The 14,373-nt window shown below is 58.2% G+C and carries 10 protein-coding genes, 4 tRNA genes and 1 rRNA gene; 1 reads left to right on the top strand and 14 read right to left on the bottom strand.

Translation table 11 applies throughout. The features are described 5' to 3' along the window. Nucleotides 1-171: 171 nt before the first annotated feature. Nucleotides 172-4,410: a DNA-directed RNA polymerase subunit beta' gene (gene rpoC, locus FQ705_RS02995; RefSeq protein ID WP_144137961.1), complete on the bottom strand. Its 4,239-nt coding sequence runs from the start codon at nt 4,408-4,410 to the stop codon at nt 172-174. A 21-nt stretch (nt 4,411-4,431) separates the two neighbouring features. Then, a complete protein-coding gene (gene rpoB, locus FQ705_RS02990) occupies nt 4,432-8,538 on the bottom strand; it encodes a DNA-directed RNA polymerase subunit beta (RefSeq protein ID WP_144137960.1) in 4,107 nt (1,368 codons plus the stop codon). A gap of 124 nt (nt 8,539-8,662) precedes the next feature. Here rpoB and FQ705_RS02985 point away from each other — a divergent pair, with 124 nt between their 5' ends. Then, complete coding sequence (locus FQ705_RS02985; protein WP_144137959.1) at nt 8,663-8,905, top strand: hypothetical protein; 243 nt, start codon at nt 8,663-8,665, stop codon at nt 8,903-8,905. A 3-nt stretch (nt 8,906-8,908) separates the two neighbouring features. Here FQ705_RS02985 and rplL read toward each other — a convergent pair whose 3' ends face one another. The 12 genes from rplL to rrf all read right to left on the bottom strand — a co-directional run bounded on the left by rplL (nt 8,909) and on the right by rrf (nt 14,373). Continuing rightward, entirely contained in the window at nt 8,909-9,280 is a 372-nt protein-coding gene (gene rplL, locus FQ705_RS02980; RefSeq protein ID WP_144137958.1) for a 50S ribosomal protein L7/L12, read from the bottom strand. Between the two features lie 63 nt (nt 9,281-9,343). Next, nucleotides 9,344-9,847: a 50S ribosomal protein L10 gene (rplJ, locus tag FQ705_RS02975; protein WP_144137957.1), complete on the bottom strand. Its 504-nt coding sequence runs from the start codon at nt 9,845-9,847 to the stop codon at nt 9,344-9,346. A gap of 300 nt (nt 9,848-10,147) precedes the next feature. After that, a complete protein-coding gene (rplA, locus tag FQ705_RS02970; protein ID WP_144137956.1) occupies nt 10,148-10,846 on the bottom strand; it encodes a 50S ribosomal protein L1 in 699 nt (232 codons plus the stop codon). Then, nucleotides 10,847-11,278 (bottom strand): 50S ribosomal protein L11, encoded by a 432-nt coding sequence (gene rplK / locus FQ705_RS02965; RefSeq protein WP_111932936.1) that lies wholly within the window; start codon nt 11,276-11,278, stop codon nt 10,847-10,849. It lies immediately after the preceding gene. Between the two features lie 165 nt (nt 11,279-11,443). Continuing rightward, complete coding sequence (gene nusG, locus FQ705_RS02960; protein WP_144137955.1) at nt 11,444-12,001, bottom strand: transcription termination/antitermination protein NusG; 558 nt, start codon at nt 11,999-12,001, stop codon at nt 11,444-11,446. Between the two features lies 1 nt (nt 12,002). Further along, on the bottom strand, nt 12,003-12,383 hold the full coding sequence (gene secE / locus FQ705_RS02955) for a preprotein translocase subunit SecE (RefSeq protein ID WP_144137954.1): 381 nt from the start codon (nt 12,381-12,383) through the stop codon (nt 12,003-12,005). Nucleotides 12,384-12,419: 36 nt separating this feature from the next. Further along, a tRNA-Trp gene (locus FQ705_RS02950) sits at nt 12,420-12,495 on the bottom strand. Between the two features lie 64 nt (nt 12,496-12,559). Next, nucleotides 12,560-13,750 (bottom strand): elongation factor Tu, encoded by a 1,191-nt coding sequence (tuf, locus tag FQ705_RS02945; RefSeq protein WP_111932934.1) that lies wholly within the window; start codon nt 13,748-13,750, stop codon nt 12,560-12,562. Nucleotides 13,751-13,813: 63 nt separating this feature from the next. Further along, nucleotides 13,814-13,888 (bottom strand) — tRNA-Thr (locus FQ705_RS02940). Nucleotides 13,889-13,904: 16 nt separating this feature from the next. Then, nucleotides 13,905-13,978: transfer RNA gene (locus FQ705_RS02935), tRNA-Gly, on the bottom strand. 41 nt (nt 13,979-14,019) lie between these two features. Further along, nucleotides 14,020-14,105, bottom strand: a tRNA-Tyr gene (locus tag FQ705_RS02930). A gap of 156 nt (nt 14,106-14,261) precedes the next feature. Continuing rightward, nucleotides 14,262-14,373: ribosomal RNA gene (rrf, locus tag FQ705_RS02925) — 5S ribosomal RNA — on the bottom strand.

Genomic DNA, 14,373 nt, shown 5'->3' with positions numbered 1-14,373 from the left:
TCGCTAAATATAAGAGGATTCCGAATTAATGACGATCGGCTAATGCCAATTTGAGCTTAGCCAGGGGATCTGAATCACCAATGTGACAGATCGACGGACGAAAAAAAACCGCCCGGTCGAAACCGGGCGGTTCTGTCAGCCTTCAGTAAAAGTGGCTTGCGCCGCTCGTACTTACTCGCCGGAGTGCTGCTGTTCGGCGGCCGGGGTTTCCGGCGTACCGAATTCGAACGACTCTTCTGCTGCGATCTGGTCGAAACGCTCGCGGTCGGACAGTTCCTTGGTCTTGCGCGCCTTGTGGAACGCGAGACCCGTACCGGCCGGAATCAGACGGCCGACGATCACGTTTTCCTTCAGACCACGCAGGTCGTCGCGCTTGCCCATAATCGCCGCTTCGGTCAGCACGCGGGTCGTTTCCTGGAACGATGCCGCAGAGATGAACGAATCGGTCGACAGCGACGCCTTCGTGATACCGAGCAAGACGTTTTCGTACGTTGCCGGGATCTTGTCTTCGGCAGCCATCCGGTCGTTCTCGTCGAGCATATCCGAGCGCTCGACTTGTTCGCCCATGATGAAGCGCGTATCACCGTTGTCGACGATCTGCACGCGGCGCAGCATCTGGCGGACGATCACTTCAATGTGCTTGTCATTGATCTTCACGCCCTGCAGACGATACACGTCCTGCACTTCGTCCACGATGTAGCGCGCCAGCGCTTCGACGCCCTGCAAACGCAGAATGTCGTGCGGATCAGCCGGACCGTCGACAATCATTTCGCCCTTGTTGACGACCTGACCATCGTGCACCAGAACCTGCTTTTCCTTCGCGATCAGGAACTCGTGCTGATTGCCTTCGAGGTCCGTGATAACGAGACGCTGCTTGCCCTTCGTGTCCTTACCGAACGACGTCGTGCCCGTGACTTCCGCCAGAATACCGGCGTCCTTCGGCGAGCGCGCTTCGAACAGTTCAGCCACCCGCGGCAGACCACCGGTAATGTCACGCGTTTTCTGCGATTCAACCGGGATACGTGCGAGCACTTCACCGACCTGCACTTGCTGACCGTCCTTCACGGTGATCAGAGCGCCGACCTGGAAGCCGATTTGCACCGAGTGCTCGGTGTTCGGGATCTTGACTTCGTCGCCGTTCGCGTCGAGCAGCTTGACCTGCGGACGCACCGTCTTCGCAGCCTGCGAACCACGACGCTTCACGTCGATCACGACCAGCGTGGACAGACCCGTCACATCGTCGATCTGCTTCGCAACCGTCACGCCTTCTTCGACGTTTTCGAACTTCACCGTACCGCCCCACTCGGTGATGATCGGACGGGTCAGCGGATCCCACGTTGCCAGTTGCGTGCCGGCCTTGATCTGCGCGCCGTCGAGTTGCAACAGCGTCGCGCCGTACGGCACCTTGTGACGTTCGCGCTCGCGACCGTGGTCGTCGGTGATCATCGCTTCGCCCGAACGCGAGATGACGATCTGCTCGCCCTTTGCATTCGTGACGTAACGCATCGTTGCCGTGAAACGCACCGTACCGTTCGACTTCGCTTCAACCGACGAAGCCACTGCCGCACGCGACGCCGCACCACCGATGTGGAACGTACGCATCGTGAGCTGCGTGCCCGGTTCACCGATCGACTGAGCAGCGATCACGCCGACTGCTTCACCGACGTTGACCGACGAGCCGCGGCCCAGGTCACGGCCATAACAGGCCGCGCACAGACCGTAGCGCGTTTCGCAAGTCAGCGGCGTACGCACGCGCACTTCGTCGATGCCGAGGCGTTCGATTTCTTCGACCGCATCTTCGTCGAGCAACGTGCCCGTTTCGTACAGCGTTTCCTGCGATTCCGGATTGACGACGTCAGCCACCGTCACGCGACCGAGAATACGGTCACGCAGGGCTTCGACGACTTCACCGCCTTCGACCAACGCCTTCATGGCAACGCCGTTGGACGTACCGCAATCGTCCTCGACCACCACCAGATCCTGCGTCACGTCGACCAGACGACGTGTCAGGTAACCCGAGTTTGCCGTCTTCAATGCCGTATCAGCCAGACCCTTACGTGCACCGTGGGTCGAGATGAAGTACTGCAACACGTTCAGGCCTTCACGGAAGTTCGCCGTAATCGGCGTCTCGATGATCGAGCCGTCCGGCTTCGCCATCAGGCCACGCATACCGGCCAGCTGACGAATCTGAACTGCGGAACCACGAGCACCCGAGTCCGCCATCATGTAAATCGAGTTGAACGATTCCTGACGCGTTTCGTTGCCGTCGCGATCCGTGACCGGTTCCGTCGACAACTGCTCCATCATCGCCTTGCCGACCGCTTCCGACGTTGCCGACCAGATGTCGACCACGTTGTTGTAGCGCTCTTGCGACGTGACGAGACCCGACATGTACTGACGGTCGTATTCCTTCACCTTCTTCGCGGCGTCGCCGACGATCTGCTCTTTCTGCGGCGGCACGAGCATGTCGTCGACGCAGATCGAGATACCAGCGCGCGTGGCCAGACGGAAGCCCGACTGCATCAACTGATCGGCGAAAATCACCGTTTCACGCAGACCGCACTTGCGGAATGCGGTGTTGATGAGGCGCGAGATTTCCTTCTTCTTCAGCGGCTTGTTCAGCACCGAGAACGGCAGGCCCGGCGGCAGAATTTCCGACAGAATCGAACGGCCGACGGTCGTCGCGTACAGCGTGATCTTCGGCACGAACTTCGGCGCACCTTCCGACGTGTCTTCGTTGTGGACCATTTCCGTGATCCGCACGTTGACGCGCGATGCCAGCTCGACTTCCTTGTTCTCGTACGCACGCAGCGCTTCCGAAACGCCGGTGAACGTCAGGCCTTCGCCCTTGGCGTTCACCGCTTCGCGGGTCGCGTAATACAGGCCGAGCACAATATCCTGCGACGGCACGATCGACGGATCGCCGTTGGCCGGGAACAGAATGTTGTTCGACGCCAGCATCAGCGTGCGCGCTTCCATCTGCGCTTCCAGCGACAGCGGCACGTGAACGGCCATCTGGTCACCGTCGAAGTCGGCGTTGAATGCCGCGCAAACGAGCGGGTGCAACTGGATTGCCTTACCTTCGATCAGCACCGGCTCGAAAGCCTGAATACCGAGACGGTGAAGCGTCGGTGCACGGTTCAGCATGACCGGATGTTCGCGGATCACCTCTTCGAGGATGTCCCACACCACCGGCGTCTGGTTCTCGACTTCCTTCTTCGCAGCCTTGATGGTGGTAGCAACACCCATCACTTCGAGCTTGTTGAAGATGAACGGCTTGAACAGTTCGAGCGCCATCAGCTTCGGCAGACCGCACTGATGTAGCTTGAGCGTCGGGCCGACCACGATCACCGAACGGCCCGAATAGTCAACGCGCTTACCGAGCAAGTTCTGACGGAAACGACCGCCCTTACCCTTGATCATGTCAGCGAGCGACTTCAGCGGGCGCTTGTTCGCGCCAGTCATGGCCTTACCGCGACGACCGTTGTCGAGCAACGAATCGACGGCTTCCTGCAGCATCCGCTTTTCGTTGCGGACGATGATTTCAGGAGCCTTCAGTTCGAGCAGACGCTTCAACCGGTTGTTACGGTTGATCACGCGGCGATACAGGTCGTTCAGGTCCGACGTCGCGAAACGGCCGCCGTCGAGCGGCACCAGCGGACGCAGTTCCGGCGGCAGCACCGGCAGCACTTCGAGCACCATCCAGTCAGGCTTGATGCCCGAACGTTGGAAAGCCTCGAGCACCTTCAGGCGCTTCGCGTACTTCTTGATCTTCGCTTCCGAGCCCGTGTTCTTGAGTTCGGTGCGCAGCATCTCGACCTGTTCGTCGATGTTGATCGCGCGCAGCAGTTCGCGAACGCCTTCCGCGCCCATCTCGGCACGGAATTCGTCACCGTACTCTTCGACCTTGTTGTAGTAATCCTCTTCGGTCATGATCTGCCGCGCTTTCAGCGGCGTCATGCCCGGATCGATCACCACGTACGCTTCGAAGTACAGCACGCGTTCGATGTCGCGCAGCGTCATGTCGAGCACCATGCCCAGACGCGACGGCAGCGACTTCAGGAACCAGATGTGCGCAACCGGCGAGGCCAGTTCGATGTGGCCCATCCGTTCGCGACGCACCTTCGCCAGCGTGACTTCCACGCCGCACTTCTCGCAGATCACGCCACGGTGCTTCAGGCGCTTGTACTTGCCGCACAGACATTCGTAGTCTTTGATCGGCCCGAAGATCTTCGCGCAGAACAGACCATCGCGTTCCGGCTTGAATGTCCGGTAGTTGATGGTTTCCGGCTTCTTCACTTCGCCGAACGACCACGAACGGATCTTGTCTGGCGAAGCCAGACCGATCTTGATCGCGTCAAAAACTTCGGGTTGTTGGACTTGCTTGAATAGATCGAGCAGAGCTTTCATTGCCTTCTCTCCGTAGTCCGATTAGTTGCGGTCGAGGTCGATGTCGATACCGAGCGAGCGGATTTCCTTCACCAACACATTGAAGGATTCCGGCATGCCTGCATCGATCACGTGATCGCCCTTGACCAGGTTCTCATACACCTTGGTCCGGCCTGCCACGTCATCCGACTTCACCGTCAGCATTTCCTGCAGCACGTACGATGCGCCGTACGCTTCGAGCGCCCACACTTCCATTTCACCGAAACGCTGGCCACCGAATTGCGCCTTACCGCCCAACGGCTGCTGCGTCACGAGCGAGTACGGGCCCGTGGAACGCGCGTGCATCTTGTCGTCGACCAAGTGGTGCAGTTTCAGGTAGTGCATGTAGCCGACCGTCACCGTACGTTCGAACATCTCGCCCGTGCGGCCGTCGTACAGACGAACCTGATTCTTCGACGGCGTCATGCCGAGGTTCTTCGCGATGTCGTCCGGGAATGCCAGATCCAGCGCGCGCGACATTTCTTCTTCCGTCGCACCGTCGAACACCGGCGTAGCGAACGGCACGCCTTCGCGCAGGTTCTTTGCCAGTTCGACGATTTCGTCGTCGGTGAAGCTGTCCAGCTCTTCAGCGCGGCCCGACTCGTTGTAGATCTTGGTCAGGAATTCGCGCAGTTCAGCAATCTTCGCCTGACGCTGCAGCATTTCGCCGATACGCCAGCCGAGACCCTTCGCGGCCCAACCCAGATGCACTTCGAGAACCTGACCCACGTTCATCCGCGACGGAACGCCCAGCGGGTTCAGCACGACGTCGGCCGGACGGCCATCAGCCATGTACGGCATGTCTTCGATCGGAACGATCTTCGACACCACACCCTTGTTACCGTGACGGCCGGCCATCTTGTCGCCCGGCTGCAGACGACGCTTGACTGCCAGATACACCTTGACCATCTTCAGCACGCCCGGCGGCAATTCGTCGCCTTGCGTGAGCTTCTTGCGCTTTTCTTCGAACGCCAGATCGAACTGGTGACGCTTCTGTTCGATCGAGTCCTTGATGGCTTCGAGCTGTGCCGCTGCTTCTTCGTCCGCGAGGCGGATGTCGAACCAGTGGTAATGATCCAGATCTTCCAGGTAAGCCTGGTCGATCTTGGTGCCCTTCGCGAGCTTCTTCGGACCGCCGTTCGCGACCTTGCCGCTCAGCATACGTGCGAGACGCTGGAACGCGTCGCCTTCCACGATGCGCAACTGGTCGTTCAGGTCGAGGCGATAACGCTTCAGTTCATCGTCGATGATCTGTTGCGCACGCTTATCGCGCTGAATGCCTTCACGCGTGAACACTTGCACGTCGATGACCGTGCCGCTCATGCCCGACGGCACGCGCAGCGACGTGTCCTTCACGTCCGAAGCCTTCTCGCCGAAGATCGCGCGCAGCAGCTTTTCTTCCGGCGTCAGCTGGGTTTCACCCTTCGGCGTAACTTTGCCGACCATCACGTCGCCCGCTTCGACTTCCGCGCCGATGTAGACGATGCCCGACTCGTCGAGACGGCCAAGTTGCACTTCGGCCAGGTTCGAGATGTCGCGCGTGATTTCTTCCGGTCCGAGCTTCGTATCGCGAGCTACGACGTTCAGTTCTTCGATGTGGATCGACGTGTAACGGTCGTCAGCAACCACCTTCTCCGAGATCAGGATCGAATCTTCGAAGTTGTAGCCGTTCCACGGCATGAACGCGACCAGCATGTTCTGACCGAGAGCCAGTTCGCCGAGATCGGTCGATGCACCGTCAGCCAGCACGTCGCCACGCGACACGATGTCGCCGACCTTCACGATCGGGCGCTGGTTGATGTTCGTGTTCTGATTCGAACGCGTGTACTTGATCAGGTTGTAGATGTCCACGCCGACGTCGCCAGCAACGGCTTCATCGTCGTTCACGCGAATCACCATACGGCCTGCGTCGACGTAATCGACCACGCCACCGCGGAATGCCTGAACCGTCGTACCCGAGTCGACTGCCACCGTGCGTTCGATACCCGTACCGACCACGGCCTTTTCAGGACGCAGACACGGCACAGCCTGACGCTGCATGTTCGAACCCATCAATGCGCGGTTCGCGTCATCGTGCTCCAGGAACGGAATCAGCGAAGCAGCCACGGAGACGATCTGCGACGGCGCCACGTCCATGTACTGGATGCGGTCCGGCGTGACCATCAGCGTTTCGCCAGCTTCACGCGACGACACCAGTTCGTCGGTCAGCGAGCCGTCGGCAGCCACCGCCGCGTTCGCCTGAGCGATCACGTAACGGCCTTCTTCGATCGCCGACAAATAATCGATCTGATCCGTGACCTTGCTGTCCACAACCTTGCGATACGGCGTTTCGAGGAAGCCGTATTCATTCAGGTGAGCGTACAGAGCCAGCGAATTGATCAGGCCAATGTTCGGACCTTCCGGCGTTTCAATCGGGCACACACGGCCGTAGTGGGTCGGGTGCACGTCGCGGACTTCAAAGCCAGCGCGCTCACGCGTCAAACCGCCCGGGCCAAGTGCCGAAACACGGCGCTTGTGGGTGATTTCCGACAGCGGGTTGGTCTGGTCCATAAACTGCGACAGCTGCGACGAGCCGAAGAACTCGCGAATCGCCGACGAAATCGGCTTCGAGTTGATCAGGTCGTGCGGCATCAGGTTTTCGCTTTCAGCCTGACCCAGACGTTCCTTCACAGCACGTTCGACTCGCACGAGACCTGCGCGGAACTGGTTTTCCGCCAGTTCGCCGACGCAACGCACACGACGATTGCCCAAGTGGTCGATGTCGTCCACTTCGCCCTTGCCGTTACGCAGCTCGACCAGGATCTTGATCGTTGCGAGGATGTCGTCGTCTTGCAGCGTCATCGGTCCGATGATCTCGTCGCGACCCACGCGACGATTGAACTTCATGCGACCCACCTTGGACAGGTCGTATGCGTCTTCGCTGTAGAACAGGCGGTTGAACAGTGCCTCGACCGCTTCTTCGGTCGGCGGTTCGCCCGGACGCATCATGCGATAGATCGCGATGCGTGCAGCCATCTTGTCCGCGGTTTCGTCGATACGCAGCGTCGACGAGATGTACGGACCTTGATCCAGATCGTTCGTGTAGAGCGTCTGAATGTCTTTGATCTTCGATTCGCGGAGCTTCTCGAGGACCGTTTCCGTGATTTCGTCGTTCGCGTTAGCGATGACTTCACCCGTGTCGCCGTCGACGACGTTCTTCGCCAGCACGCGGCCGAGCAAATAGTCTTCCGGGACCGAGATGAACTTGGTCTTCGCGTTGTCGAGATCGCGAATGTGCTTCGCGTTGATCCGCTTGTCCTTCTGGACGATCACGTTGCCGTCACGGTCCGTGATGTCGAAACGTGCGACTTCGCCACGCAGACGCTCCGGCACGAATTCCATCTGCGCGCCTTCCGGCATCAGTGTGAAATTGTCGAACACGAAGAAGTTGGCGAGGATCTGTTCCGGCGTGAGGCCGATGGCCTTCAGCAGGATCGTGACCGGCATCTTGCGGCGACGGTCGACGCGGAAGTACAGCACGTCCTTCGGGTCGAACTCGAAATCGAGCCACGAACCGCGGTAAGGAATGATACGTGCCGAGAACAGGAGCTTGCCCGAACTGTGCGTCTTGCCCTTGTCGTGTTCGAAGAAAACGCCAGGTGAACGGTGCAACTGCGAAACAATCACACGTTCCGTGCCGTTGATGACGAACGAACCGGTCGGCGTCATGAGCGGAATTTCGCCCATGTAGACTTCCTGTTCCTTCACTTCCTTGACGACCGGCTTGCTCGGCGATTCCTTGTCGAGCAGCACCAGGCGCACTTTCGCGCGTAGTGCCGAGCAGTACGTCAAACCGCGCTGCTGACATTCCTTGATGTTGAATGCCGGCGGCGACAGCATGTAGCTGACGAACTCTAGACGAGCGAACCCGTTATGCGAAACAATCGGAAAAACGGAAGTAAACGCAGCTTGCAGGCCTTCCGGCTTGCGTTGCGTGGGCGACGTGTCTGCTTGCAGAAACGTGCTGAATGATTCAAGCTGGGTAGCCAGCAGGAAAGGTACTTGGTGAACGATGGGGCGTTTCGCAAAACTCTTGCGAATACGCTTCTTCTCGGTGAAGGAATATTGCATACGATCTCCGAATCACGGCGGGCATTGTTGTCGAGGCAGGATACCTTGATGAGACAACCCGAGTGTTCACCGACTGAGACCCGATGGCCGTCCGATGGCCTGAACGAGCCTAGAAGCTTGGTGGTTGGCCGCTACCAACCGCTGGCTGACGGCAGCGGATGCCTATGTTGCCCGCTACCCGACCAAACTTGCCTTCTGCAGTCGCTTCAGAAGACAAAGAGAAACGCCGGTCAATGTTGCCGAATGGCGATTTTCTTTGGCTTCTGGGAGTCACGTTTCTGCCGATACAACTCTGCAAAAACGCGCTTCCCACAAAGCACAAAAAGGCCGGCGGTGGAAAACCGCCAGCCTTCGCACAACGCGCTGAAACTTACTTGATTTCAGCTTTCGCGCCGGCTTCTTCCAGCTTCTTCTTGGCTTCTTCAGCAGCTGCCTTCGGTACCGCTTCCTTCACAGGCTTCGGTGCACCGTCGACGAGATCCTTCGCTTCCTTCAGGCCAAGACCCGTCAGTTCGCGAACTGCCTTAATGACCGAAACCTTGTTCGCGCCGACTTCCGTCAGGTTGACCGTGAATTCGGTTTGCTCTTCAGCAACGGCTGCAGCGCCGCCAGCCGGGCCTGCCACTGCAACAGCAGCTGCCGACACGCCAAACTTTTCTTCGAACGCCTTAACCAGCTCGTTCAGTTCCAGAACCGACATCGAGCTTACTGCCTCGAGGATGTCATCTTTTGCGATTGCCATTTGAAATACTCCTAAATTGAATTCGGATACAGCCAGCGATCAATCACGCTCGACTGATGTGCGTTACGCAGCGGTTTCTTCGCCTTGTTTCTTTTCAGCCAGCGCGGCCAAAGCCCGCGCGAAGCCAGAAACAGGTGCTTGCATAACGTACAACAGCTTGGAGAGCAGTTCTTCGCGGCTCGGGATGCTTGCCAGCGCTTGCACGCCAGCCTTGTCCATCACCTTGCCTTCGTAGGAACCAGCCTTGATGATCAACTTGTCATTGGTTTTGCCGAAGTCGTTGACGACCTTAGCAGCAGCAATTGCATCTTCCGAGATGCCGTAGATCAGCGGACCAGTCATCTGCTCTGCCAGCGAAGCAAACGGGGTACCTTCGACAGCGCGGCGCGCCAACGTGTTCTTCAACACGCGAAGGTAAACCTGTTGCTCACGCGCTTTCGCGCGCAGCTTGGTCAGATCGCCAACCGCGATTCCACGATACTCAGCCAGAACCACGGTCTGGGCTTTCGCGACTTGCGCGGCAACCTCAGCGACGACGGCCTGCTTGCTTTCTTTGTTAAGTGGCACGGTTAACCTCCAGATTCGATACACGCAGCGTGCGCCTTGTGTACCGCGTTCAATAACGGCGTCCGACCAGTCAGGAGTATTTCGACCACTTAATGTTTGCATTGCTGCAACCACCAAACAGCTTCATCACTACAAAACCTTTTCGGGTTCGCCATCTGCGTTGGCTTTACATTAAGGACTCGCCTACCTGATGCGTGCCCGCCAACGGTCTTTGACAACCGGCTGCGCCGTGCAAACAGCCACGACACAACCGCCCAAAGCCCATAAAACCGCCTCGACTTCCGTCGAGACGATGAAAACTTACTGTGCTGCGATCGATGTCTGGTCGACGCGAACGCCAACACCCATCGTGCTCGACAGCGCAACTTTGCGCAGGTACACACCCTTGCTCGTTGCCGGCTTCGCTTTTTGCAGCGCGTCGACCAGAGCATTCAGGTTGCTACGCAGAGCCGTCGACTCGAACGAAGCGCGGCCGATCGTGGCGTGGATGATACCGGCCTTGTCGACACGGAATTGCACCTGACCAGCCTTGGCGTTCTTCACTGCCGTAGCGACGTCCGGCGTAACGGTACCGACCTTCGGGTTCGGCATCAAGCCGCGTGGGCCAAGGATCTGGCCAAGCGTACCGACGACGCGCATCGTGTCCGGCGAAGCAATCACGATGTCGAAATCCAGCTTGCCGGCCTTGACTTGTTCAGCCAAGTCTTCCATGCCGACGATTTCAGCGCCGGCTGCACGTGCTTGCTCAGCCTTTTCACCTTGCGCAAACACTGCGACACGGACCGACTTGCCAGTACCAGCGGGCAGCACGACGGAACCACGAACCACTTGGTCCGACTTCTTCGCGTCAATGCCGAGCTGCACTGCGACGTCGATCGATTCATCGAACTTCGCGCTTGCACATTCCTTCACGAGCGACAGAGCTTCGTCGATCGCGTACAGCTTTTGACCGTCAACCTTGGCTGCAAATGCTTGCAGACGCTTCGAAAGCTTAGCCATTTACACGCCCTCCACGGTGATGCCCATCGAGCGGGCGCTGCCAGCGATCGTACGAACCGCTGCGTCCAGATCAGCTGCCGTCAGATCGGGCATCTTGGCCTTGGCGATGTCTTCAGCCTGAGCGCGGGTGATCTTACCGACCTTATCGGTATGCGGCTTGCTCGAACCCTTGTCGATTTTGGCTGCCTTCTTGATCAGAACCGTAGCCGGCGGCGTCTTCAGAACGAACGTGAAGCTCTTGTCAGCAAACGCGGTGATCACGACCGGAATCGGCAGACCCGGCTCCATGGCTTGAGTCTGCGCGTTGAACGCCTTGCAGAACTCCATGATGTTCAGGCCGCGCTGGCCCAATGCCGGACCGACCGGCGGCGACGGGTTGGCTTTACCTGCAGGAATCTGCAGCTTAATAAAGCCAATGATTTTCTTTGCCATATTGGAAACCTCTTTGGAACGACGCAGCGATACGTGCAGTCATTCAGTGAGTAGTAGCGCGCGTTCACCCAAAAAACTGGCTACTTACGCTCCTCAACGGCCATTACGCGGACCATAAGCGCGAAATACGAAACGCACCGAATGATGCGCTCCGTAGAATTCTGTCTACAGCTTTTCGACTTGACCGAACTCAAGCTCGACCGGCGTTGCGCGGCCGAAGATTGTAACGGAAACGCGCACGCGTGATTTTTCGTAATTCACTTCTTCGACGCTGCCGTTGAAATCCGTGAACGGACCATCCTTCACCCGCACCATCTCGCCCACTTCAAACAGGGTCTTCGGACGCGGTTTTTCCACGCCTTCCTGCATTTGCGACATGATCTTTTCGACTTCTCGCGGAGAAATCGGGCTAGGACGATTGCGTGCACCACCCACAAAACCCGTCACCTTTGCCGTGTTTTTCACGAGGTGCCACGTTTCGTCCGTCATTTCCATCTCCACCAGCACATAACCGGGGAAGAAACGACGCTCAGTCACTGATTTGTGACCGCCTTTCACCTCAACCACTTCTTCGGTCGGGACGAGGATTTGACCAAATTGATCTTGCATGCCAGCACGATCGATGCGCTCCTGAAGCGCACGTTGCACGCTCTTCTCCATGCCGGAGTAGGCGTGCACCACGTACCAACGCTTGCCGCTCGGAGATACCGGAATGTCGCTCATATCATTTCCAACCCAGAATCACCGAGAAAATCGCCCATTCGATGGATTTGTCGCTAACCCAAAGAAAGATTGCCATGACGAAGACGAAGCCGAACACTACAAGCGTTGTCTGCGTTGCCTCTTTGCGAGTCGGCCAGACAACCTTACGGACTTCCTTATAAGAATCTTTGGCGAAAGCGATGAAACCCTTGCCAGGCGCGGAGAGAAGACCGACTGCAACACCCGCGATCGCACCAACAGCCAAGGCAGCTCCGCGGACGTACCATTCCTGGCCACCGAGCCAGAAGAACCCCACGAACCCGGCCAAGACCAAGAATACGCCCGCGACGAGCATCAGCTTGTCGCCGGATGTATTTACAGTTTCGACGGAAGGATTCGCCATAACACCTTAACGAAGCGTCACATACGACGCGAGAGTTGGCAGGGGCAGAGGGAATCGAACCCCCAACCTTCGGTTTTGGAGACCGACGCTCTGCCAGTTGAGCTATACCCCTAAACCATTTGGGGCTGACGACATCGCCAACCCCGAAACCACTGATCAACGAGAACTATCTGGCGTTACTCGAGAATCTTGGCAACCACACCGGCGCCGACCGTACGACCGCCTTCGCGGATAGCGAAACGCAGGCCTTCTTCCATCGCGATCGGGTTGATCAGCTTCACCGTGATCGACACGTTGTCGCCCGGCATGACCATTTCCTTGTCTTTCGGCAACTCGATCGAGCCCGTCACATCCGTCGTACGGAAGTAGAACTGCGGACGATAGTTGTTGAAGAACGGCGTGTGGCGGCCGCCTTCGTCCTTGCTCAGCACGTACACTTCAGCCGTGAAATGCGTGTGCGGGTTGATCGAGCCCGGCTTCGCCAGAACCTGACCACGCTCCACGTCTTCACGCTTCGTGCCGCGCAGCAGGATACCAACGTTGTCGCCCGCCTGACCCTGGTCGAGCAGCTTGCGGAACATTTCCACGCCCGTGCAGGTCGTCTTCACCGTCGGCTTGATACCGACGATTTCGATTTCTTCGCCGACCTTCACGATGCCGCGCTCAACGCGACCCGTCACCACCGTGCCACGACCCGAGATCGAGAACACGTCTTCCACCGGCATCAGGAACGCACCGTCAACTGCGCGCTCCGGCGTCGGGATGTACGTGTCCAGTGCATCGGCCAGGTTCATGATTGCCACTTCGCCCAGCTCGCCCGTGTCGCCTTCCAGCGCCAGCTTGGCCGAACCCTTGATGATCGGCGTGTCGTCGCCCGGGAAGTCGTACTTCGACAGAAGTTCGCGGACTTCCATCTCGACGAGCTCCAGCAGCTCAGCGTCGTCCACCATGTCGCACTTGTTCAGGAACACGATGATGTACGGAACGCCAACCTGACGCGCCAGCAGGATGTGCTCACGCGTTTGCGGCATCGGGCCGTCTGCAGCCGAACACACCAGGATCGCGCCGTCCATCTGCGCTGCACCCGTGATCATGTTCTTCACATAGTCAGCGTGGCCCGGGCAGTCGACGTGTGCGTAGTGGCGGTTAGCCGTTTCGTACTCGACGTGCGCCGTGTTGATCGTGATACCACGTGCCTTTTCTTCCGGCGCCGCGTCGATCTGGTCATATGCCTTCGCTTCGCCACCAAACTTCTTGGTCAGAACCGTCGTGATCGCTGCCGTCAGCGTGGTCTTGCCGTGGTCAACGTGACCGATCGTGCCGACGTTCACGTGCGGCTTGGTCCGCTCAAACTTACCCTTGGCCATTTTCGACTCCTAAGAGGATTTATCCGTACGTTGCGCCGCGCGCAAACAATCACCGAGTACTTCTGGTGCCCATGGGCAGGATCGAACTGCCGACCTCTCCCTTACCAAGGGAGTGCTCTACCACTGAGCCACATGGGCGCTACTTTCGTGTTGCTGGAGCGGGTGAAGGGAATCGAACCCTCGTCGTAAGCTTGGAAGGCTTCTGCTCTACCATTGAGCTACACCCGCAAGAACTTCTGGATTCCCAACAACAGCTACAACCTGCATTCTGGTGGAGGAGGTTGGATTCGAACCAACGTAGGCGTAAGCCAACAGATTTACAGTCTGCCCCCTTTAGCCACTCGGGCACCCCTCCGCAGAGAACTGACGATTATGAGGGAACAGACGCTCATTGTCAAGACTTGCTTGACAGCCCCAAACTCACAGCTCTCACTTATATGGCATTTTTCTGCCGCTGTTAAACGCAAAAACCCCACCTTGAAGGGGTGGGGTTTGTGCTTGCTGCTTGGGAGCCTGACGATTACCTACTTTCACACGGGAATCCGCACTATCATCGGCGTGGAGTCGTTTCACGGTCCTGTTCGGGATGGGAAGGGGTGGTACCGACTCGCTATGGTCATCAG

The sequence above is a fragment of the Paraburkholderia sp. BCC1884 genome, assembly GCF_900996225.1.
Lineage (GTDB): Bacteria > Pseudomonadota > Gammaproteobacteria > Burkholderiales > Burkholderiaceae > Paraburkholderia.
The sequence above is the reverse complement of the archived record's forward strand: the minus strand, read 5'-3'. Positions and strand labels throughout refer to the sequence as shown.

Coding starts and splice junctions, on each gene's coding strand:
- rpoC (WP_144137961.1), bottom strand. CDS start 4,410: ATGAAAGCTCTGCTCGATCTATTCAAGCAAGTCCAACAACCCGAAGTT.
- rpoB (WP_144137960.1), bottom strand. CDS start 8,538: ATGCAATATTCCTTCACCGAGAAGAAGCGTATTCGCAAGAGTTTTGCG.
- rplL (WP_144137958.1), bottom strand. CDS start 9,280: ATGGCAATCGCAAAAGATGACATCCTCGAGGCAGTAAGCTCGATGTCG.
- rplA (WP_144137956.1), bottom strand. CDS start 10,846: ATGGCTAAGCTTTCGAAGCGTCTGCAAGCATTTGCAGCCAAGGTTGAC.
- rplK (WP_111932936.1), bottom strand. CDS start 11,278: ATGGCAAAGAAAATCATTGGCTTTATTAAGCTGCAGATTCCTGCAGGT.
- nusG (WP_144137955.1), bottom strand. CDS start 12,001: ATGAGCGACATTCCGGTATCTCCGAGCGGCAAGCGTTGGTACGTGGTG.
- secE (WP_144137954.1), bottom strand. CDS start 12,383: ATGGCGAATCCTTCCGTCGAAACTGTAAATACATCCGGCGACAAGCTG.
- tuf (WP_111932934.1), bottom strand. CDS start 13,750: ATGGCCAAGGGTAAGTTTGAGCGGACCAAGCCGCACGTGAACGTCGGC.